This is a genomic window from Winogradskyella sp. A3E31, from assembly GCF_046720935.1.
Classification (GTDB): Bacteria; Bacteroidota; Bacteroidia; order Flavobacteriales; family Flavobacteriaceae; genus Winogradskyella.
This window is the reverse complement of sequence record NZ_JBHNWH010000004.1, coordinates 216,913-235,658: the sequence shown is the minus strand read 5'-3', so window position 1 is coordinate 235,658 and position 18,746 is coordinate 216,913. Positions and strand designations below refer to the sequence as shown.

At 36.5% G+C, this 18,746-nt stretch carries 22 protein-coding genes; 3 read left to right on the top strand and 19 right to left on the bottom strand.

The genetic code is table 11. From position 1 onward, the window contains the following. Positions 1-70 precede the first annotated feature (70 nt). Positions 71-544 carry an Lrp/AsnC family transcriptional regulator gene (locus ACFEMA_RS07040; protein WP_411767368.1) on the top strand — a complete coding sequence of 158 codons (474 nt, stop codon included), beginning with the start codon at positions 71-73 and terminating at the stop codon, positions 542-544. A gap of 28 nt (positions 545-572) precedes the next feature. Here the strand turns inward: ACFEMA_RS07040 and ACFEMA_RS07035 are convergent, their stop codons facing one another. The 16 genes from ACFEMA_RS07035 to ACFEMA_RS06960 all read right to left on the bottom strand — a co-directional run bounded on the left by ACFEMA_RS07035 (position 573) and on the right by ACFEMA_RS06960 (position 15,399). Further along, the gene (locus tag ACFEMA_RS07035; RefSeq protein ID WP_411767366.1) at positions 573-1,169 is read right to left on the bottom strand and encodes a transferase hexapeptide repeat family protein; all 597 of its coding nucleotides are present in this window, start codon (positions 1,167-1,169) and stop codon (positions 573-575) included. An 81-nt stretch (positions 1,170-1,250) separates the two neighbouring features. After that, a complete protein-coding gene (locus tag ACFEMA_RS07030; RefSeq protein ID WP_411767365.1) occupies positions 1,251-2,003 on the bottom strand; it encodes an enoyl-CoA hydratase/isomerase family protein in 753 nt (250 codons plus the stop codon). 268 nt (positions 2,004-2,271) lie between these two features. After that, positions 2,272-4,773 (bottom strand): phenylacetic acid degradation bifunctional protein PaaZ, encoded by a 2,502-nt coding sequence (gene paaZ, locus ACFEMA_RS07025; RefSeq protein WP_411767364.1) that lies wholly within the window; start codon positions 4,771-4,773, stop codon positions 2,272-2,274. A gap of 6 nt (positions 4,774-4,779) precedes the next feature. Continuing rightward, on the bottom strand, positions 4,780-5,382 hold the full coding sequence (locus ACFEMA_RS07020; RefSeq protein ID WP_411767363.1) for a short chain dehydrogenase: 603 nt from the start codon (positions 5,380-5,382) through the stop codon (positions 4,780-4,782). Continuing rightward, the gene (gene pcaF, locus ACFEMA_RS07015; RefSeq protein WP_411767362.1) at positions 5,383-6,591 is read right to left on the bottom strand and encodes a 3-oxoadipyl-CoA thiolase; all 1,209 of its coding nucleotides are present in this window, start codon (positions 6,589-6,591) and stop codon (positions 5,383-5,385) included. A gap of 53 nt (positions 6,592-6,644) precedes the next feature. Then, on the bottom strand, positions 6,645-7,052 hold the full coding sequence (locus ACFEMA_RS07010; RefSeq protein WP_411767361.1) for a PaaI family thioesterase: 408 nt from the start codon (positions 7,050-7,052) through the stop codon (positions 6,645-6,647). A 76-nt stretch (positions 7,053-7,128) separates the two neighbouring features. Further along, positions 7,129-8,322, bottom strand: coding sequence for a 3-hydroxyacyl-CoA dehydrogenase NAD-binding domain-containing protein (locus tag ACFEMA_RS07005; protein WP_411767360.1), 1,194 nt, complete (start codon positions 8,320-8,322; stop codon positions 7,129-7,131). A 49-nt stretch (positions 8,323-8,371) separates the two neighbouring features. Beyond that, positions 8,372-9,337, bottom strand: a complete 966-nt coding sequence (locus ACFEMA_RS07000; RefSeq protein WP_411767359.1) for a pyridoxal-phosphate dependent enzyme — start codon at positions 9,335-9,337, stop codon at positions 8,372-8,374. A gap of 56 nt (positions 9,338-9,393) precedes the next feature. Then, positions 9,394-10,176, bottom strand: a complete 783-nt coding sequence (locus tag ACFEMA_RS06995; RefSeq protein ID WP_411767358.1) for an enoyl-CoA hydratase-related protein — start codon at positions 10,174-10,176, stop codon at positions 9,394-9,396. A gap of 204 nt (positions 10,177-10,380) precedes the next feature. After that, positions 10,381-10,881 (bottom strand): 1,2-phenylacetyl-CoA epoxidase subunit PaaD, encoded by a 501-nt coding sequence (gene paaD, locus ACFEMA_RS06990; RefSeq protein WP_411767357.1) that lies wholly within the window; start codon positions 10,879-10,881, stop codon positions 10,381-10,383. Between the two features lie 155 nt (positions 10,882-11,036). Next, positions 11,037-11,792 carry a 1,2-phenylacetyl-CoA epoxidase subunit PaaC gene (gene paaC / locus ACFEMA_RS06985; RefSeq protein WP_411767356.1) on the bottom strand — a complete coding sequence of 252 codons (756 nt, stop codon included), beginning with the start codon at positions 11,790-11,792 and terminating at the stop codon, positions 11,037-11,039. A gap of 95 nt (positions 11,793-11,887) precedes the next feature. Continuing rightward, the gene (gene paaB / locus ACFEMA_RS06980) at positions 11,888-12,172 is read right to left on the bottom strand and encodes a 1,2-phenylacetyl-CoA epoxidase subunit PaaB (RefSeq protein WP_411767355.1); all 285 of its coding nucleotides are present in this window, start codon (positions 12,170-12,172) and stop codon (positions 11,888-11,890) included. Positions 12,173-12,212: 40 nt separating this feature from the next. Then, positions 12,213-12,563 (bottom strand): four helix bundle protein, encoded by a 351-nt coding sequence (locus ACFEMA_RS06975; protein ID WP_411767354.1) that lies wholly within the window; start codon positions 12,561-12,563, stop codon positions 12,213-12,215. 31 nt (positions 12,564-12,594) lie between these two features. After that, on the bottom strand, positions 12,595-13,551 hold the full coding sequence (paaA, locus tag ACFEMA_RS06970; RefSeq protein WP_411767353.1) for a 1,2-phenylacetyl-CoA epoxidase subunit PaaA: 957 nt from the start codon (positions 13,549-13,551) through the stop codon (positions 12,595-12,597). Between the two features lie 70 nt (positions 13,552-13,621). Continuing rightward, the gene (locus tag ACFEMA_RS06965) at positions 13,622-14,695 is read right to left on the bottom strand and encodes a 2Fe-2S iron-sulfur cluster-binding protein (RefSeq protein ID WP_411767352.1); all 1,074 of its coding nucleotides are present in this window, start codon (positions 14,693-14,695) and stop codon (positions 13,622-13,624) included. A 134-nt stretch (positions 14,696-14,829) separates the two neighbouring features. Continuing rightward, positions 14,830-15,399: a TetR/AcrR family transcriptional regulator gene (locus ACFEMA_RS06960; RefSeq protein ID WP_411767351.1), complete on the bottom strand. Its 570-nt coding sequence runs from the start codon at positions 15,397-15,399 to the stop codon at positions 14,830-14,832. A gap of 50 nt (positions 15,400-15,449) precedes the next feature. Here ACFEMA_RS06960 and ACFEMA_RS06955 point away from each other — a divergent pair, with 50 nt between their 5' ends. Continuing rightward, on the top strand, positions 15,450-15,755 hold the full coding sequence (locus tag ACFEMA_RS06955; protein WP_411767350.1) for a rhodanese-like domain-containing protein: 306 nt from the start codon (positions 15,450-15,452) through the stop codon (positions 15,753-15,755). On the opposite strand, the gene ACFEMA_RS06950 is transcribed toward ACFEMA_RS06955, so the two are convergent. The 3 genes from ACFEMA_RS06950 to gldB all read right to left on the bottom strand — a co-directional run bounded on the left by ACFEMA_RS06950 (position 15,750) and on the right by gldB (position 17,852). Then, positions 15,750-16,364, bottom strand: coding sequence for a DUF4230 domain-containing protein (locus ACFEMA_RS06950; RefSeq protein ID WP_411767349.1), 615 nt, complete (start codon positions 16,362-16,364; stop codon positions 15,750-15,752). The two genes, ACFEMA_RS06955 and ACFEMA_RS06950, sit on opposite strands and share 6 nt — an antisense overlap. Positions 16,365-16,551: 187 nt before the next feature. After that, on the bottom strand, positions 16,552-16,890 hold the full coding sequence (gldC, locus tag ACFEMA_RS06945; protein WP_411767348.1) for a gliding motility protein GldC: 339 nt from the start codon (positions 16,888-16,890) through the stop codon (positions 16,552-16,554). Further along, positions 16,890-17,852, bottom strand: coding sequence for a gliding motility lipoprotein GldB (gene gldB / locus ACFEMA_RS06940; protein ID WP_411767347.1), 963 nt, complete (start codon positions 17,850-17,852; stop codon positions 16,890-16,892). Before gldB ends, gldC begins: the two co-directional genes overlap by 1 nt. 84 nt (positions 17,853-17,936) lie before the next feature. On the opposite strand from gldB, the gene nadE reads away from it, so the two are divergent. After that, the gene (gene nadE, locus ACFEMA_RS06935) at positions 17,937-18,725 is read left to right on the top strand and encodes an NAD(+) synthase (RefSeq protein ID WP_411767346.1); all 789 of its coding nucleotides are present in this window, start codon (positions 17,937-17,939) and stop codon (positions 18,723-18,725) included. Positions 18,726-18,746: the final 21 nt, after the last annotated feature.

Below are 18,746 nucleotides of genomic sequence, written 5' to 3'. Positions count from 1 at the left end.
TTTTATTTATATTGAAGTTTTTTATTCTTTTATATTTAATATTTTTAAACTCTCATAATAAAATTTTCTTATGGCTATTGTACTCGATAGAATTGACACACAAATCCTAAGTATCCTTCAAAATAACAGCAACCGCACCACAAAGAGTATTGCTGAAGAATTAGGCATGACCACTTCACCAGTTTTTGAACGGATTAAAAAGCTCGAAAAAGAAGGCTATATCAAAAAGTATGTTGCAGTTTTAAATCATAAAAAAATAGGCTTAAAGCTTACAGTTTTTATTGGTATAACATTACAGGGACACACAAGAAGTTATCTTGAAAAATTCGTCAAAGAAATCAATAATTTCCCTGAAATTGTAGAGTGCCATAGAGTCAGTGGAAATTTTGACTACCTACTTAAACTTGTTGTTGAGGATATTGAAGCTTACGAGACGTTCATCATTTCAAAATTGACGCTTCTACCCTATTTGGGTAATGTACAGAGTTTGATAACGCTTTCGACAGGCAAAGAAACTAATGAGATTGATTTGAGTAGGGTTTAAATCTGGCTCTTGGCTCTTGGCTAAAGTTTTATTTCTTGAAAGTTTCTCTCAAAGTTTTATAAATATCATCTTGAAGTTTCATGTTCTCGGGAACTTCTCTAAGCGGTTCTACTTCCCTGAGAGATTCATGGCAATCTTCTGGTAATTGCTGATAAAGCTGTGTTCCTTTTGTTTTCCATTCGATCATGTCGTCGCTCACTTGTTTTACCACTTTTGCTGGATTACCAACCACCAAACTTCGCATTGGAATTATAGTTTCGGCCTTAACAAATGCCATGGCTCCTACGATAGATTCATCGCCAATTTCAGCATCATCCATGATGACTGTGTTCATACCAATTAAGCAATTACGACCTAAATTAGCACCGTGAATGATAGCTCCATGACCAATATGCGCACTTTCTTTAAGTGTTATGGACTTACCTGGAAACATATGCACCGTACAGTTTTCCTGAACATTAACTCCATCTTCCAAAATGATTTGTCCCCAATCACCACGAATTGCTGCGCCTGGACCAACATAACAGTTTTTACCAATGATGACATTGCCTGTGACCGCTGCCAAAGGATGCACAAAACTGCTTTCGTGAACGACTGGCGTATAGCCTTTAAATGAATAAATCATATTTTTTGAATATGTCATTCAGAGCAAAGCGAAGAATCTCATCATGAGATTGCCACGTCCTTCGTCCTCGCAATGACGTTCTTATTTATATGTTTTCAACTTTTCTTTTGTAAACTCACTCAACACCAATCTTCCACTAGTTGCTGCACGTTCTGCCAATAACTCATCCCAATCATCTGTGCCTTTCCAGAAGACTTTTTTCATTTCGAGCATTGCTTCTGTGTTGTAAGTACATAAATGCTCTACGGTTGTTTTTACAGCTTCGTCTAATGCTTCTGTGCTTTCATAAACATGTGTGAACAATCCTTTTTGTTTAGCCCATTCTGGTGGGTAGAAAGAATTGGCATCAATAGCAATTTGCGACATCGCACTCAATCCCATTTTGCGCTCAATAGCTGGTCCAACTACAAATGGTCCGATTCCAATATTAAGTTCACTCAATTTTATGGCTGCAAATTTTGTTGCCATACAATAATCGGTTGATGCTGCGAGTCCTACTCCTCCACCAACTGTTTTTCCTTGAATTCTTCCAATGATGAATTTAGGACATTTACGCATCGCATTAATCACATTAGCAAAACCTGAAAAGAATACTTTTCCTGTGGCTTCATCGTTGATGTTAATCAGCTCATTAAAACTTGCGCCTGCACAAAACGTTCTGTCTCCTCCACTTTTTAGAACGATAACTTTAATAGCATCGTTTTGTCCAGCTTCAGTAATTGTATTTGCTAATTTTGCTAATACATCTCCTGGCAAGGAATTGTGTGCAGGGTGGAAAAATTCTATGTATCCTACTTCGTTTTCTATGGTTTGTTTTACGTATGGGTCACTCATGTTTCTTTATTTGTCATTCCACACTTGATGCGGAATCTATTTTTATTTCTTTATGTTCATTTTGTCTTGAAACAAAACGAACCAAAAATTCAAGTTGAAATGAGGAATTTTTCAATCTCTTATCGAGCTTGAAAACCAAAAATAAAATCTAAATTTCTTCCAAGGCTTCAGAAATTTTTAACGATTTGATTTTTATATTCTGTATTTCAACATTACCCACTTGCTGTCTTTCTTCTAAAATCTAACAGCGTAGCGGTCTATTTTCTATTTACAATAATCCGAACTGCTCGAAATGATGATTCAAATGTTTTCTTTCCAACAAATACGATTCGTATTTATTCAACTCTCCAAAGACTAAATTCTTCAATTTAGCATCTGGATTTTCTTTAAAAAACTCAATATATTTCTCGCGTTGGGCTTTAAATTTCTCAATGGCTGTTTGTAAATCTGGATGCTTTAAGTCATCCAACTTATCTTTTTCTAACAAAGGGAAATTAGTGTTCTGTGGAAATTTATCGTAGTTGTATAAACTAGTGTGTACCTTTTCTAATATCTTTTCAGGGGTAGCGATTTCAAAATCTTGAATTTCACCTGAAGCAATTTTATAGGTGTACTCCAAATGCTCAATCATGTGCTGTGGTGTCATGATTCCCCATTTTGGTTTTGTTTCTTCAGAAAGTTTAGACAAACATTCATCAATCTTTTCATCTGTCATTTCCACAAAGGTTTCTTGCTTTTTCTGAACCATTGTCAATACCGTTGCAAATGCCACTTTCTCATCGTTGTTTGCGTCAAAAATTTCGGCATACCATTTTACAATACCGCTAGGATGTTCCGCAGAAGCCACATCTCTATCTACTTTTTGCTTACAGGTTAGTCGAACATAAATTGTATCGTTATGATATAAAGGACGAAGGAATCTACACTCTTCTAATCCATAATTTGCAGATACTGGCCCTTTATTTGGATAGACAAATAATCCTGCTGCTGCCGAAATGATAAAATAACCATGCGCTGTTCTCTTCTCGAAAATACTTCCATCTAGTGATGTGATATCTGTATGTGCGTAGAAATGATCCCAAGTCAGATTGGAAAAGTTAATGATATCAGTATCTGTAAATGTACGGTTGTGGGTTTTCATGGACATTCCTGGTTCGATGTCTTCCCAATGGTATTTAAATGGATGCTGTTCGGCTTCCTTATACTTTGCATTTTGCTGATAGATGCCAGTGATTTCAGTCAATGTGGTTGGCGACCCTTGAATGGCTGTACGTTGCAAATAATGTTTTATACCTCGCATGCCTCCCATTTCTTCTCCGCCACCTGCTCGTCCAGGACCACCATGAACTAAATATGGCAATGGTGAACCATGACCTGTACTTTCTTTAGCCATATCACGATTAATAACCATGATTCTTCCATGATGTGATGCTGCATTCACTACATAATCTTTAGCAATCTTATCGTCGTTGGTTGCAATGGAAGATACTAATGATCCTTTACCCATTTGCGCTAACTGAACTGCTTCGTCCATTGACTTGTAAGGCATAATAGTACTTACTGGTCCGAAGGCTTCACGTTCGTGAACAATTGTGTTTTGGAACGGATGGTCTGTTCTCAATAAAATTGGACTAATAAACGCTCCTTTTTTAGCATCTGCTCCAATAGTTTCGATTTTATCTAAATCTCCATAAACAATTTGTGCTTCTTTTGCTAAGTCGTTTACAGAATCTCTTACTGCCTGTACTTGTTGACGACTCACCAAAGAACCCATTCTAACTTCTTTAAGTCTCGGATCTCCAATGGTGACTTTATCTAATGCTTTTCCTAAGTGGATTTGAACGTCTTCTACTAAATTTTCTGGCACAATAATTCTACGGATTGCAGTACATTTTTGACCTGCTTTAACAGTCATTTCTTTTCGAACTTCTTTGATAAACAAATCGAATTCAGGTGTGCCAAGCACTGCATCTTCTCCTAATATAGAAGCATTTAAAGAATCGGCTTCCATCGTGAATGGCACAGATTCCTGAATCAATCTTGGATGTGCTTTTAACAGTCGACCTGTTGAAGCAGAACCTGTAAACGTTACTACATCTTGAGATTCTACTGTATCTAGAATGGATTTCACTGTTCCGTTTATAATTTGAAGTGCGCCTTCTGGTAAAATGCCAGAATCTATAATAGTTCTCGCTACAGCTTCCGCTAAATACGATGATGATGGTGCTGGTAAAACGACTGCTGGCACTCCAGCCATCCAATTAACAGCACATTTTTCTAACATGCCCCAAACTGGGAAATTAAAGGCGTTGATATGAACAGCCACACCTTTTTTTGGCACCATAATATGATGCGCCATAAAGCGTCCACCACGCGATAAATCGATTGGATCGCCTTCCACGTGAAAGGGTTGGTTTGGAAACAATTTTCGTAATGATGCATTGGCAAATAGGTTGCCAAAACCACCTTCAATATCAATCCAACTATCTACTTTGGTTGCTCCAGTTCTGTAACTTAAGTCGTAAAATGAATCCTTTCTTTTGGTAAGATATAATGCTAACTTTTTTAGCATATTTCCACGTTCTTGAAAGGTCATTTTACGAAGTGTTTCGCCTCCTTTTGTTCTTCCGTAGTTTAAGATTTCTGGAATATCTAACCCTTCAATGGCGACGCTTGTGAATGCTTCACCTGTTATTGCATCTAGGATTGGTGTTCCTTCTTCTTTTCCTGATGTCCATTGTCCTTGGACGTAGTGTTGTATTTTTCTCATAATAAATTAAGCCATTATTCTAATAATTCTTCCTGTAATTTTCCCTTCGATTGATTTTACATATCCATCGACAATTTTGCGCATTGGCACTGGTGTATTGCCAGGGAAATAATCTTTGTACTTCTCATATGCATCTTCTACCAAATCTGAAGAAACAGCATTAATTCTTATTCCATTTTCTAATTCTAGGGCTACTGCCTTTACAAAACTGTGAATTCCACCATTAACCATTGCTGCACTTGTTGTCATATCTACTGGGTCATCTGCAAGAATACCTGTAGATAGCGTGATGGAACCATTTGGGTTTAAATAATCCTTACCAATCCGAACAACATTAACTTGTCCCATCAGTTTACTTTTTATACCAATGTAAAAATCGTCTTCGGTTAGGTTATTAAATTTATCCCATTTTGCATCTCCAGCAATGGCAACGATAGCATCTAATCTTCCGACATTTTCAAACATCGATTTTATAGATTTAGCATCTGAAAAATCGACAATTACATCACCAGAATTTCGACCAGCAACTAAAACTTCATGCTTTGCTGAAAGTCTTTCTGTAACTTTTTTACCAATGGTTCCGTTTCCTCCTATTATTAGTATTTTCATTTACACTCGTTCTATAATTGCTGCATACCCTTGTCCAACTCCAATACACATGGTTACCAAGGCGTACTTTTTATTTTGTTCACGTAATTCTAAAGCTGCTGAATAAGCAATTCTTGCTCCTGTTACTCCTAATGGATGACCAATTGCGATTGATCCTCCATTTGGGTTTAATCTTGGATCATCATCTGCAATTCCCCAAGCTCTGGTGCATGCCAAGGCTTGTGCTGCAAAGGCTTCGTTGAGCTCGATGATATCCATATCATCCATAGTTAATCCAGCTTTAGCTAATGCTTTGTTTGATGCTTCAACAGGACCTATACCCATAATTCTTGGTTCTACTCCAACCACTGCCGAACTTACAATTCTTGCTAATGGTTTAAGATTATATTTTTTTACTGCGTCTTCTGAAGCGATAATGGTTGCTGCAGCGCCATCGTTTAATCCTGAAGAATTTCCTGCGGTTACGCTTCCTTTTTCTTTTTTAAAGGCTGCTCTTAATTTTCCTAATACTTCCAAAGATGTATTTGGTTTTACAAATTCATCTTTAGAAAATTGGATTGGGTCTTTTTTGCGTTGCGGAATTTCAACAGTTACAATTTCCTTTGCTAGTCTTCCATTTTCTTGTGCCTTAGTCGCCTTCATCTGGCTCCAATACGCAAACTTATCTTGGTCTTCTCTTGAAATATTATATTTTTCAACCAAATTTTCAGCAGTATTTCCCATGCCGTCTGTACCGTACATTACTTCCATTTTCGGGTTGATAAAACGCCATCCGAAACTACTATCATACATTTTTGCATCAGTCCCAAAGGCACTTGATGGTTTTGCAATAACGTATGGTCCACGAGTCATATTTTCTACGCCTCCAGAAATAAACACATCGCCATCTCCAGCTTTAATCGCTCTATTGGCATGTATTATTGCTGATAAACCTGAACTGCATAAACGGTTTACTGTTTCGCCAGGCACTGTAAAGGGCATTCCTGCTAATAGTGATGACATACGCGCTACATTCCGATTGTCTTCTCCTGCTTGATTGGCACAGCCCATGATAACATCGTCGTAGGCTTCTTTTGGAATGTTTGGATTTCGTTTTACGATTTCTTCAATGACAATGGCTCCTAAATCGTCTGTACGAACAGCTGATAAAGTGCCTTTGTAACTTCCTATTGGTGTTCTTATTCCGTCTATTATATATGCTTCTTTCATAATTATTTTTATGGATTCCGCATCAAGTGCGGAATGACAAACTATTTAAAATCTTACTCTTCCCAGTCTTTTTTTGTGCGATACACTACACCTTTAAAAAGCGCAACTAATTCTTCGCCTCGTTTTACTTCTACTATATTAAATCCTAATTTATTATTAACCTTTTCTATAATGCATTCTGCAACTAAATAATCTCCTTCATTTAATGCTTCAATATGGTTGATGCTCGTTTCTATGGAAACTGCATATTTTCCATGCGTATTTGATGTAAACCCAAATGCAGTATCAGCCAAAGTATAACTAACGCCTCCATGAGCATAGTTCATGCTATTCAACATTTCTCTTCGAATCGTCATCCCTATTTTAACGCGACCTATTTCAGATTCAATTATCTCGATTCCCATCCAGGTACTGAATGCATCTTGACTTAACATTTTATGTGGGATATGTTCTCCTTTCATATTCATTTTGTCATTGCGAGGACAAAGGACGTGGCAATCTCATTGAGAGATTCTTCGCTTCGCCCTGAATGACATTTTAGTTAAAAAATGTTTTATTTTCTTTATTCATTTTTCGCAACAGTGGACTGCAACGATATCTATCTTCGTGATATTCGTTATACAATTCATCCATTTTACTCACGCACCAATCGATGCCTTTTTCATCTGCCCAAGCCAATAATCCTTTTGGGTAATTAACGCCTTTTGTCATAGCATTGTCAATGTCTTCTGCGGATGCTATGTTTAAAAATAGTGCATCTGCCGCTTCGTTGATTAGCATGACTAATACACGATCGAATATTTTTTGTTCTAGTTCTTTATCATGAGATTCCTTCGCTTTGCTCGGAATGACAATGCGACCGTTTTCATCATAATCGTAATACCCTTTTCCAGACTTACGGCCTAAATACCCTGCTTCAGCAAAACGTTTTTGTGTAAATGCTGGCTTGTATCTTGGGTCGAAATAAAAGGCTGTGAATACGGTTTCGGTTACTGTGTAATTGACATCATTACCTATAAAATCCATCAACTCGAAAGGTCCCATTCTGAAACCACCTAGTGTTTTTAAGCTGTGATCAATGGTTGCAAAACCCGCCTGACCGTCGGGCAGGTCGGCTATACCTTCTTCATAGATTCTTAATGATTCACCGTAAAATGGTCTTGCCACACGATTCACTATAAATCCAGGTGTGTCTTTTGCAACGGCAACAGTTTTTTTCCAATTCTTAATGGTTTCAACAGATGTATCCAAAACAGCTTTTGAGGTCTGAATCGCAGGAATTACCTCAACCAATTTCATTAATGGCGCTGGATTGAAAAAATGAATTCCGATGCAACGCTCTGGTTTTTGCAATGAGGCTGCGATAGATGCAATTGATAAACTCGATGTGTTTGATGCAATGATACAATCATCTGCCACATAGCTTTCTAATTCTGAAAACACCTTTTGTTTGATGTCAAGATTTTCAATAATCGCTTCTATGGTCAGGTTTGAATCTGATAAATCTTTTAAGCTATCGACATAATAAATATTAGATTGAATCCTTGTTTTTTCGGCGCCATCAATTCGACCTTTTTCAATAAGACGACTTAATATTTTTTCAAGACTTGTTTTGGCTTTGTCTAAAGCAGCTTGATTGGTATCGTATAATTTTACAGTACAACCAGCAGTAGCCGCTACTTGAGCAATGCCGCTTCCCATTGTTCCGCTTCCTATTATTCCTACGTTCATATTTTATTTTTCATTTTGATGAGATCCTGAAACAACACTTCGACTGCGCTCAGTGTGACAGTTCAGGATGACAAACCTTTAAAAATGGAAGGTTTGTTACATCTACATTTCCGCCAGATAAAATGATTCCGACGTTTTTATTTTTAAACTCTTCTTTATTCTTTAATACCGCTGCAAAAGGTAGAGCGCTTGATGGTTCTACTAACACCTTCATACGCTCCCAAATCAGTTTCATAGCTTCGATAATTTCGTATTCTTCAACACGAATAATCTTATCGACATACTTTTTAATAATTGGAAAATTTCTATCCCCCAATTGAGTTCGCAACCCATCTGCAATGGTATTTGCTATCTTATTAGTTTCAATTTTACCCGAAGCTAAAGAACGATAAGCATCATCTGCTTCAGAAGGTTCAGCACCTATCACTTTGCAGTTATCTGAAAAATTATGCACTGCCAGAGCTGTTCCGGCTATTAAACCACCTCCTCCAATCGGTGTTAAAATCACATCCAAATTTGGTTGCTTCTCTAACAGCTCTATAGTAGCTGTACTATTGCCATAAATTACCTCATCTTGATTTGATGGATGCAGAAATGACGCACCTTTTTCTTCTCTAACTTTATTGGCTGCAGCTTCTCTCGCTTGAAGTGTTGATTCGCATTCTATAATTTCACCTTCATAAGTTCTTACACCATCTTTTTTTACTTGAGGTGCGCTTTCTGGCATAACGATATAGGCTTTTACACCTAATTTTTGTGCTGCTAATGAAACTGCTTGTGCAAAATTACCAGACGAATGTGTGACTACTCCTTTTTGTCTTTCATCTTCTGATAACGATAGTATAGCATTGGTTGCTCCACGCATTTTAAACGCACCCATTTTTTGAAAGTTCTCACACTTAAAAAACAAATTACAGCCTGCTTTTTCATTCAATAATTGTGATGTTAACACAGGTGTTTGGTGAATAAATGGTTTTATTCGGTTGTGGGTTTGTATGAGGGTTTGTTTATTCATATTGGTTCTCGATACAAAATTGCAGAAAAAGCAATTTCACTCGAACTGACGTTATTCTAGTTTCCTTTAAAATTTGGTTTCCGTTTTTCTATAAACGCTGCAACACCTTCTGCATAGTCATCACTTCCTGCAGCGGTTATTTGGTTTTTAGATTCTAAAGCCAATTGTTCCTCTAAATTATTAGTTAATGACTTATTAAATGTTCTTTTGATAAGACCCAATGCCTTGGTAGGTAAATTCGCCATTTTAGCAGCTACATTATCAATCTCTTCCTTGAATTTATCTGAAGGTACATATTTATATATCATTCCTATTCGCTCTGCCTCTTCTGCAGAAACCTTATCTCCTAACATCGCTAAAGCAGAAGCTTTTTGAAATCCTATTAACCGTGGTAAAAAGAATGTCCCAGCGCTATCCGGTATAAGTCCAATAAGGCTAAATGCCTGAATAAAACTTGCCTTCTCATCCGCAATTACAACATCGCATGCAAGAGCAATATTTGCTCCAGCACCAGCTGCAACACCATTCACTGCTGCAATTATTGGCTTTTCTATATTTCGAATTCTTGATATTATAGGATTGTAATGTTCTTCGAGTATTTTCTTAAACCCAGGATTTAATTCTGGACTTGTCACTTCCTTTAAATCCTGACCTGCACAAAAGGCCTTTCCGCTTCCTTTAACAACAATTGCCCTTACTTCATCATCTGCCTCACAATCATCTAAAATATTCTGCAAGCGTAATGCCATTTCTCGATTGAAGCTATTAAAAACTTCTGGTCTGTTTAGCGTGATATGCGCTATATTGTTTTCTATTTTTAATAATATGCTTTCTGACATAAATCAATTTTATATTAGATTCCGAATCCCCGCCTGACGGTCGGGCAGGAAGTGCAGAATGACAAAATATTTATTTGTTCTCGATACACCACGCTTTTGGCGTGGCACTCGAACTGACGTTAACTTTAATTTGATGAGATTCTTCGCTTTGCTCTGAATGACATCTAGTTCTTTTTATGAGATTCCTACTTTCATAGAAATTTGTTACTTCAAACATTTAAAATAGTCAAACGGTTCTTGGCAATCCTCACATTGAAATTGTGCTTTACATGCTGTTGAACCAAACTGACTCACCATCCTAGTATTTTGCGAACCGCAATTGGTACACTTCACAATTCGCTTACCATTAAGCAATACCTCTTTATCTGCTTCTGCATCTAAAGGTGCTGCTATTCCGTATTCTTCTAATGCTTTTCGTCCTCTAGGTGTAATCCAATCGGTTGTCCAAGCTGGATGAAGAATCAATTCTACTTGGGGATCATAACCTGCATCTAATAAAGCCTTTTTTATATCATCACCTATGACATCCATTGCAGGGCAACCACTATAGGTTGGTGTAATTTCTACTTTTACAATATTATTTTCAATGATTGCAGAACGAACAACTCCCATATCCATGATGGATAATACTGGGATTTCTGGGTCAGAGACTTTTTCTAAAATCTCAACCAATTTTGAATCTATGTTTTGTTCTGTAGTTGTCATATTTACTTCTCGATACAATTTGCTCATTCCTCACAAATCACTCGAAGTGACGATTTATTTATTTTCAATGAGACTCTTCGACTGCGCTCAGAGTGACACTTAATTTCAATTGATGAGATCCTGAAACAAGTTCAGGATGACAAATCAAAGATTTGTTACCATTCCATATTAGGATACGCACGTTGCATATACTGTAACTCAGCCAAGATATATCCTAAATGTTCTGTATGAACCCCTTTTTTACCTCCTTTTTGAAAATACTTAGACTCAGGAACTTCTAAAGTAGCCTCTTCTAAAAGTTCTTTTACATTCTTAAAATACGCATCTTTTAGCTTTGTCACATCAACTCCTATCCCTTCAGAAACCATAGCTTTATCAGCTTCTGTTTGGTGGAATAACTCATCGGTATATGTCCATAGGTCATCTATAGCTTCTTGTGTCTTCACTTTACTTTCTTCCGTACCATCACCTAAACGCTTAATCCAATCAGATGAAAAACGTTCGTGATAACTCACTTCTTTTATGCTCTTATTAGCAATTGCTGAAAGGGTTAAATCTGTACTTTTCTGTAATTCGTTTAGAAAAGCTAAATGATAAACATCAAATAAAAATTGACGTCCCAAAGTATATGCAAAGTTTGTATTAGGTTGTTCTACTAATAATACATTCTTGTAGTCACGTTCTTTTCGTAGCATTGCGATATCATCTTCAGTTCTGCCATCATCTGCAATCTTACTTGCGTATTGGAAGTAACTCCTTACTTGACCAAACAAATCCAAAGAAATATTAGTACATGCAATATCAGTTTCTAGACTTGGCCCATGTCCACATAGTTCGCCCATCCTTTGACCAAGGATTAAGCTGTTATCAGCAATACCAAGAATGTAGTTGTATAAGTTTTCGTTTTTCATTTTTACTTCAATTGAGACTCTTCGACAAGCTTAGAGCGACATTTCGTTTTGTTTTTTTAATGAGATGCTGAAACGAGTTCAGCATGACGCAAGCGTCACATATGCTTTACATCGTCTGGTAACTCATAAAAGGTTGGGTGACGGTACACCTTGTCCTGAGCAGGCTCAAACAACTCCCCATTATTTTCAGGGTTTGAAGCAGTAATATGTTTTGATTCAACAACCCAAATACTTACACCTTCATTTCTTCTAGTGTAAACATCGCGAGCATTTTCTAATGCCATATCTGAATCAGCAGCATGCAAACTGCCACAATGCCTGTGTTCTAATCCGTTTTTACTTCTTACGAAAATCTCCCAAAGGGGCCAATTTTTACTCATTTGAAAATGAATTTGAAATTGAAGTTGAATTCGAATCGCTTCAATTTATATTTTTAATTCTTGTTACTATAATTCTAATTAATTGATCATTTTCGTCTTTTAAGACCTTTAAATCTTCTTCTGAAAATAATTTTGCTTTAGTTTGAATATTCAAGTTTCTTAACGATTCTCTTAATTCTTTTAAGCAAATCCTCAGTTTATTTATTTTGTCTCTATCTGTTCCAGCACCTAAAACTTCGCCATAATTTAATGCTGAAGAGCAAGAAGACCGAATTATTTGTTTTGCTAAATAATCTCCCGCATAAGACAATGGTTTTTTATCATATAAAAGAATAACAGCTGCTGCGAAATCCTCTAGTCTTTCAGTTAAATCAAACTTTATATCGGGCATATTTCAATTTCATTTTCGATTTCAACTTCAATTAAACTGCTTGTTTTTCTTTTCTTTCTTGCTTTTTTACAGCATGCGCCATTGCGGCATCTCTCACCCACTCACCACGCTCCCAGGCACCAACTCTTGCTTTCATACGTTCCTTATTGCATGGGCCATGGCCTTTAACTACTTGCCAAAACTCATCCCAATCGATCTCTCCAAAATCATAACTCTGTCGATCTTCACTCCATTTTAAATCTGGGTCTGGGATTGTTAAGCCTAAAATATCAGCTTGAGGCACGGTCTGATCTATAAACTGTTGACGTAGTTCGTCATTGGTTTTACGCTTTAACTTCCACTTCATAGATTGCTCCGTATGAACAGATTTATCATCAGTGGGCCCTAACATCATCAAACTAGGCCACCACCATCTATTTAATGCATCTTGTGCCATATTCTTTTGCTCTGCTGTTCCGTTACAAAGTTTTAACATGATTTCATAACCTTGTCTCTGGTGAAAACTCTCTTCTTTACACACACGAATCATGGCTCTTGCATAAGGCCCAAATGATGTATTACAAAGTGGCACTTGGTTAATAATCGCTGCACCATCAACGAGCCATCCAATAGCTCCCATATCTGCCCAAGTCAGTGTTGGATAATTAAAAATACTGGAATACTTAGCCTTACCAGTATGCAATTGTTCGTACATTTCTTCACGAGAAATCCCTAAAGTTTCTGTCGCTGAATATAAATACAACCCATGACCTGCTTCATCTTGCACTTTTGCCAACAGTGCTACTTTTCTCCTCAATGAAGGTGCTCTTGTTATCCAATTACCTTCTGGTAACATCCCCACAATTTCGGAATGTGCATGTTGTGACATCTGACGAATATGCGTCTGACGATACTTCTCGGGCATCCAGTCTTTAGGTTCAATTTTCTCGTCACGTGCAATACGCGCTTCAAATTGTTCTTCTAGATTTTTTATTTGTTCTTCACTCATAGTTTTAGCTTTTGGCTATTAGCTCTTTGCTTTTAGCTAGTGAAACTTATTTTTCTTTTTTCAATATTTTTTAAACGTCAAAATCAACAACGACACTTTCTGATGTTGGTACTGCTTGACAACTCAGTACCAAGTTCTGTGACACTTCCTTGTCATCTAAAGCATAGTTGATTTTCATTTCAACAGAGCCTTTTTTGACTTCGCACTTACATGTACTACACACTCCACCTTTACAAGCAAAAGGCAAATCTGCCCCAGCACCAAGTGCTGCATCAAGGATGTTGTCGTACTCTTTAGTCATTGTAAACTGAAACTCCTTCCCTCCATCTACTATGGTTACTTCTGTTCCTTCAACTTTTTGCTTTGCTAAACGCTCGGCACGTTTTATGTCTTCATCAGAAAGACCAGTCACAAACAATTCAAAATGCACATATTCCTTGGGCAACCCTGCTTTAATAAGGTAATCACCCACATACTTCACCATCTGTTCCGGACCACAAAGAAATACTTCACTCGTGTCTGGTATATCAATAAAAGTGTTAGTCAACACCTTCATTTTATCATCATCGAATCGTCCGTTAAACAATTCTATATCTCGCTTTTCCTTGGTTAAGAAATAGTATATCTCTAATCTTCCAAAATAGGTGTTTCTTAATTGTTCAAGTTCCTCTTTAAAGATAATTGATTTTGCTGTTTTATTAACGTAAAACAGTTTACAAGTTGAGTTCGGCTCTTCTGATAAATGCGTTTTTATCATGGATAGAATTGGCGTAATGCCACTACCTGCACTAAAGAACAAATAGTTTTTAGCTATTTTTTTTTCCGCTTCAACCCCAAATGTCCCACTTGGCTCCATCACATCTAAATAGTCGCCTGTTTTCAGTACATTGTTAATGTAGGTTGAAAATTTACCTCCAGGAATTTGTTTAACTGCAACTTGCCATTTGTTTTCAACAGGACTAGAGCATAACGAATAGGAACGACGAACATCTTCTCCGTCAATATCAGTTTTCAAGGTTAAATGTTGTCCTTGTCTAAACTTAAATCTTTCCTGAAGATCATTCGGAATGTCAAAAGTTACCACTGAAGTATCTCCAGTTTCCTTATATATATCTGCAACTTTTAAGTTGAAAAACTCTGCCATATTGTGAATTAAATCAAACTAACAACTGTTAGTTTATGTTACAAAGATAAGAAATTTAAATCAGATTCCCATATCCATGGGAATGACAATTAAACTGAAACCTCAATGCTAAGCATTGAGGAATTTATTTTCAACTATTTGTTAATTCCGGTAAGTAGGATTTGGCACAGATCTCTTGATAACGCTTGTGGATCCACAATATCTTTTTTTGGTATCCATAGGTAAAGAGATCGTAATGTTGATAACATTGAAAACATAAGGACCTCAGGGTTTACTGGCTTAATTTCGTTTTCTATAATACCCTTTTCAACTATACTTTTAAAATTGGCTTCATAAGTTTGGCGGAGGCTTAAATAATAACTTAGTTTACCTTCTAGATGCATCCAGTCCGAATTTAATGCAGCCAGCCCATCCGCATTTTCAACAGCAATATTGACGTGTAATTCAATAATTTTCTGAAGCTTAACAAAGCTATTTTCATTAGAAGCTACAACAGTATTCATCCCTTTTGTAAAATCTTCGGCTATTGCTAATACTATATGCTGAAGAATGGCTTGTTTAGAGTCAATATGGTTGTAAAGACTTGCGGCTTTAATGCCCATTGCCTCTGCCAAGTAGCGCATAGTCACAGCACTATAACCTTTTTCTTTAAAAAGCTTGGCTGCTACTCTAATGATTTCTTCTTTTCGGGTTTCTTTACTCAATACTTAAATTTTTTACTACACAATTTGTAAATTTAAGCAAAAAAGAACCTATGGGATTTTGGGATTTTATTATTGGTACAAAAAAGAGGCAAGTTGAAAAGTTTTTAAACAAAGGTGCTGTCATTTTGGATGTGAGGACACAACGCGAATGGGACAAAGGACATATTGAAGATTCTGTACATATTCCTTTAGATGAATTAAACAATCGTGTTGAAGAGCTAAAGCAGCTAAACAAACCTATTATTGCGTGTTGTCAAAGTGGTGTTAGGTCTGCCAAAGCAGCAAAATTTTTAAACCTTCATAATATTGAAGCGACTAATGGCGGTGGCTGGGTAAGCCTTAAAGAAAAGCTATAATTTGATATCCTGAAGTTTTTCAGAAGATGTAATTGGCATTTCATTGTACTTTAAAGTCCACCCCAAGGAGTTGGTGAGAATATAAAATTTACCCAGTTCGCTCAATAACCTATTCTGTGCATTTGACTTAAGGTCTGACCCTTCAATCTTTTTCATTAATGATTTTTTGACTGTTTCCTTAATATCATTATAATCTTTAGCTTCAAATTGATTAAAAAAATCAGCCTGAACATCATAATATTCTAAATCAGGACTAATTTTTATTTCCTCATCAGGAATCGAAAGAATATGTAAGGTTTTAGACGGCTCATCTAATTCATATTCAATTTTTGACAAATCGTAGGAAACGGTAACATCGGCATTGACTACTACCAATGCCGTTTTCTCAGCAGATAGCAAATCCCCAAAATAGGCTTTTGAGTTTTTATAGCTAAAGACCTCACTAAAATGACCTTCAGTAACAATCAGCTTGCTGACATTTTTTAATTGTTCTTGAATTAAAGCTGAATTCTCCTTAAGGATAATCTCATCCTTGCGTTTCTCCCCACAATACTTAAACGTAAATAACACGAGTAATGTCACAACAACACCGAATAAAATCTTTCTCATACTGAAATGTAGCGAAAAATTAGTAATTGAGTTATTAATGAGCTCCTAATATCTTGAAATACTGTGTAAAAAAAACGCTAGTCGCTTTCGACAATGAAAGCCTGACTAGCATTTAATCCTTAATTAATAGCAGTGTAAACATACCTCTATTAATTGTAAGAAAATTAACCTTAAAGTTAAGTAAAGGTTAATTTTTTTTAAGCTCTAATTTTTCAGCAAAATAATCGCAAAAATCCTTCATCGTTGCTGTCATTTTTTCGTCTTGTGTTGCACGGTGAAATGTATCGCTCATTGTAACCAGCGTTTGATGAAAAAACAACTTCATCTCATCAACAGGCATATCTTTTGTCCACAGATCAATCTTTAAGGTTTCTTGTGCCTTACTATCCCAAACAGAGAGCATAATGGCTTTAGCCTCTTCATTTTTTACTCCTCCATCTTCGGCTGACCACTTTAATTTTTCTGGAACACGGTTTTCATCCAATTCCACATTAAGTTCTATCTTAGATGTAATTACTTTCGACATTATTTTTTTGGTTTATATTTTGAATCTCTAAAAATGGTTTCTGGTTTTGTTTGAAGGATTGTTTTAAAATCGGCACCAGTTTTCTCAGCATAGGTCCTAACAATTTGCCACCCCATAAACTGCCCTAATCTCCCTGGTGACTCATTATCTAACTCTAAATAAAACTTAGAATACGGTGCAGGTGCAATAAATCGGGTCACTAATTTTGGGTCAGTACTATACAAAAGTTCTTTTTCAATAAAATACGTCCAAATTTGGTTTTCATTGATTTCCGCCCAATCGAATTGCCCTTGTGTGTATCCTATTTTTTCGGCATCTGTTTTAAACGGAATCATAACATCCTTAAAATACAACAGCTTTCCGAAGAAAATCATTTCATCCAAAAATGTTCTTCTATTTGATTGATATGTATACGTCTTAGCCATTTCTTCTGCAACATCTGGCACTATTTGATCTTTTGTCATATTTGCTGCGATATAGCGTTGAATATTCTGGTAAAACCGATGATCTTCACCTAGATAATTATCTAATGCTATTAAAGCCAAAGTATCATTAACAATGGTCTTATTTCTATAGTCCACATCATTGGTTAAGGTAATAACCCTTGGAATAGAAAAATTCGTATCATAAAATTTTAAATGTTGAAAAAGAGACTTAAGTTCTGAAGTCGTTGTTTTAAAATCCCCAAATGCATCATCCACTTCATTTAATAGTTCATTTTGAAGCGAATCATTAAGTCTCGCTACCCATATAGAGTCTGGCACACGTCTAGAAAACAAAAAAGGGTATGCTGCTTTTAGTTTTGGCAAATCATTAGCCGTAGCATTTGCCACAGCCCTATCAAAACGCTCAACAGTAAAATCAACATCTACTTTTGCGATTTCATTTTCTAAAGAAGTATGTTCATCGCAACCCAATGTTAGTAAACAAAAAACCAAAAGAGCATACTTTAACGATTTCATATCATAAAACATTTTCAATCCTAATGTGTTTCGATTATTTTTGAACTGCAAAGGTACACTTCTTAAAACAAAATAATTGAAAATATGCAAACGGAAAAGGTTGTCCATTTCATTACAAATTGGCTAAGGGATTATGCTACAAATGCTGGTATTAATGGATTTGTTGTAGGCATTTCTGGAGGTATTGATTCCGCTGTAACCTCAACGCTTTGTGCACATACGGGCTTACAAGTTTTATGTATTGAAATGCCCATACACCAAGCGGAAAGCCATGTGAGCAGGGCTCAGGAGCATATTGCCCAATTAAAGGAACGTTTCGATAATGTTGATGATACTCGAGTAGACTTAACGCCGGTTTTTGAAGAATTTAAAACAGAAGTAAGCCTAGATGGCGCTGAAGCAACTGTAGATATGGCTTTGGCTAATACTAGAGCAAGGCTTAGAATGACCACGCTCTATTATTACGCTGGCTTATTAGGTCGACTTGTCGCTGGCACTGGCAATAAAGTTGAAGATTTTGGTGTAGGATTTTACACCAAATATGGAGATGGCGGAGTAGATTTAAGTCCTATTGCAGATCTGCTTAAATCTGAGGTTTACGCTATTGGAAAATTTCTAAAAGTACCCGAGTCTATTATGGAAGCTGCACCAAGTGACGGGTTGTTTGGTGATGCGCGTAGCGATGAAGATCAGATTGGTGCCTCATACCCAGAATTAGAATGGGCCATGCAGATGAAAGATGAAGGAAAATCAGCTGACGATTTTGATGGAAGACAAAAAGAAGTCTTTCAGATATTTATGAGATTCAACAGAATGAATCATCACAAAATGATTCCAATCCCAATTTGTGAAATTCCTAAAGAATTGAAATAGATTTTACTTTTTTAGCATTAA

What these genes read in the sequence shown, in the direction of transcription:
- ACFEMA_RS06950 (WP_411767349.1), bottom strand. Translation starts at nt 16,364, where the DNA reads ATGAGAAAGATTTTATTCGGTGTTGTTGTGACATTACTCGTGTTATTT.
- ACFEMA_RS07010 (WP_411767361.1), bottom strand. Translation starts at nt 7,052, where the DNA reads ATGAAAGGAGAACATATCCCACATAAAATGTTAAGTCAAGATGCATTC.
- ACFEMA_RS07030 (WP_411767365.1), bottom strand. Translation starts at nt 2,003, where the DNA reads ATGAGTGACCCATACGTAAAACAAACCATAGAAAACGAAGTAGGATAC.
- ACFEMA_RS07005 (WP_411767360.1), bottom strand. Translation starts at nt 8,322, where the DNA reads ATGAACGTAGGAATAATAGGAAGCGGAACAATGGGAAGCGGCATTGCT.
- gldC (WP_411767348.1), bottom strand. Translation starts at nt 16,890, where the DNA reads ATGTCGAAAGTAATTACATCTAAGATAGAACTTAATGTGGAATTGGAT.
- nadE (WP_411767346.1), top strand. Translation starts at nt 17,937, where the DNA reads ATGCAAACGGAAAAGGTTGTCCATTTCATTACAAATTGGCTAAGGGAT.
- ACFEMA_RS07020 (WP_411767363.1), bottom strand. Translation starts at nt 5,382, where the DNA reads ATGAAAATACTAATAATAGGAGGAAACGGAACCATTGGTAAAAAAGTT.
- paaA (WP_411767353.1), bottom strand. Translation starts at nt 13,551, where the DNA reads ATGAGTGAAGAACAAATAAAAAATCTAGAAGAACAATTTGAAGCGCGT.
- paaD (WP_411767357.1), bottom strand. Translation starts at nt 10,881, where the DNA reads ATGACAACTACAGAACAAAACATAGATTCAAAATTGGTTGAGATTTTA.
- ACFEMA_RS06965 (WP_411767352.1), bottom strand. Translation starts at nt 14,695, where the DNA reads ATGGCAGAGTTTTTCAACTTAAAAGTTGCAGATATATATAAGGAAACT.
- ACFEMA_RS06975 (WP_411767354.1), bottom strand. Translation starts at nt 12,563, where the DNA reads ATGCCCGATATAAAGTTTGATTTAACTGAAAGACTAGAGGATTTCGCA.
- gldB (WP_411767347.1), bottom strand. Translation starts at nt 17,852, where the DNA reads ATGAAATCGTTAAAGTATGCTCTTTTGGTTTTTTGTTTACTAACATTG.
- paaB (WP_411767355.1), bottom strand. Translation starts at nt 12,172, where the DNA reads ATGAGTAAAAATTGGCCCCTTTGGGAGATTTTCGTAAGAAGTAAAAAC.
- ACFEMA_RS06955 (WP_411767350.1), top strand. Translation starts at nt 15,450, where the DNA reads ATGGGATTTTGGGATTTTATTATTGGTACAAAAAAGAGGCAAGTTGAA.
- ACFEMA_RS07000 (WP_411767359.1), bottom strand. Translation starts at nt 9,337, where the DNA reads ATGAATAAACAAACCCTCATACAAACCCACAACCGAATAAAACCATTT.
- ACFEMA_RS06995 (WP_411767358.1), bottom strand. Translation starts at nt 10,176, where the DNA reads ATGTCAGAAAGCATATTATTAAAAATAGAAAACAATATAGCGCATATC.
- paaZ (WP_411767364.1), bottom strand. Translation starts at nt 4,773, where the DNA reads ATGAGAAAAATACAACACTACGTCCAAGGACAATGGACATCAGGAAAA.
- ACFEMA_RS07035 (WP_411767366.1), bottom strand. Translation starts at nt 1,169, where the DNA reads ATGATTTATTCATTTAAAGGCTATACGCCAGTCGTTCACGAAAGCAGT.
- ACFEMA_RS07040 (WP_411767368.1), top strand. Translation starts at nt 71, where the DNA reads ATGGCTATTGTACTCGATAGAATTGACACACAAATCCTAAGTATCCTT.
- pcaF (WP_411767362.1), bottom strand. Translation starts at nt 6,591, where the DNA reads ATGAAAGAAGCATATATAATAGACGGAATAAGAACACCAATAGGAAGT.
- paaC (WP_411767356.1), bottom strand. Translation starts at nt 11,792, where the DNA reads ATGAAAAACGAAAACTTATACAACTACATTCTTGGTATTGCTGATAAC.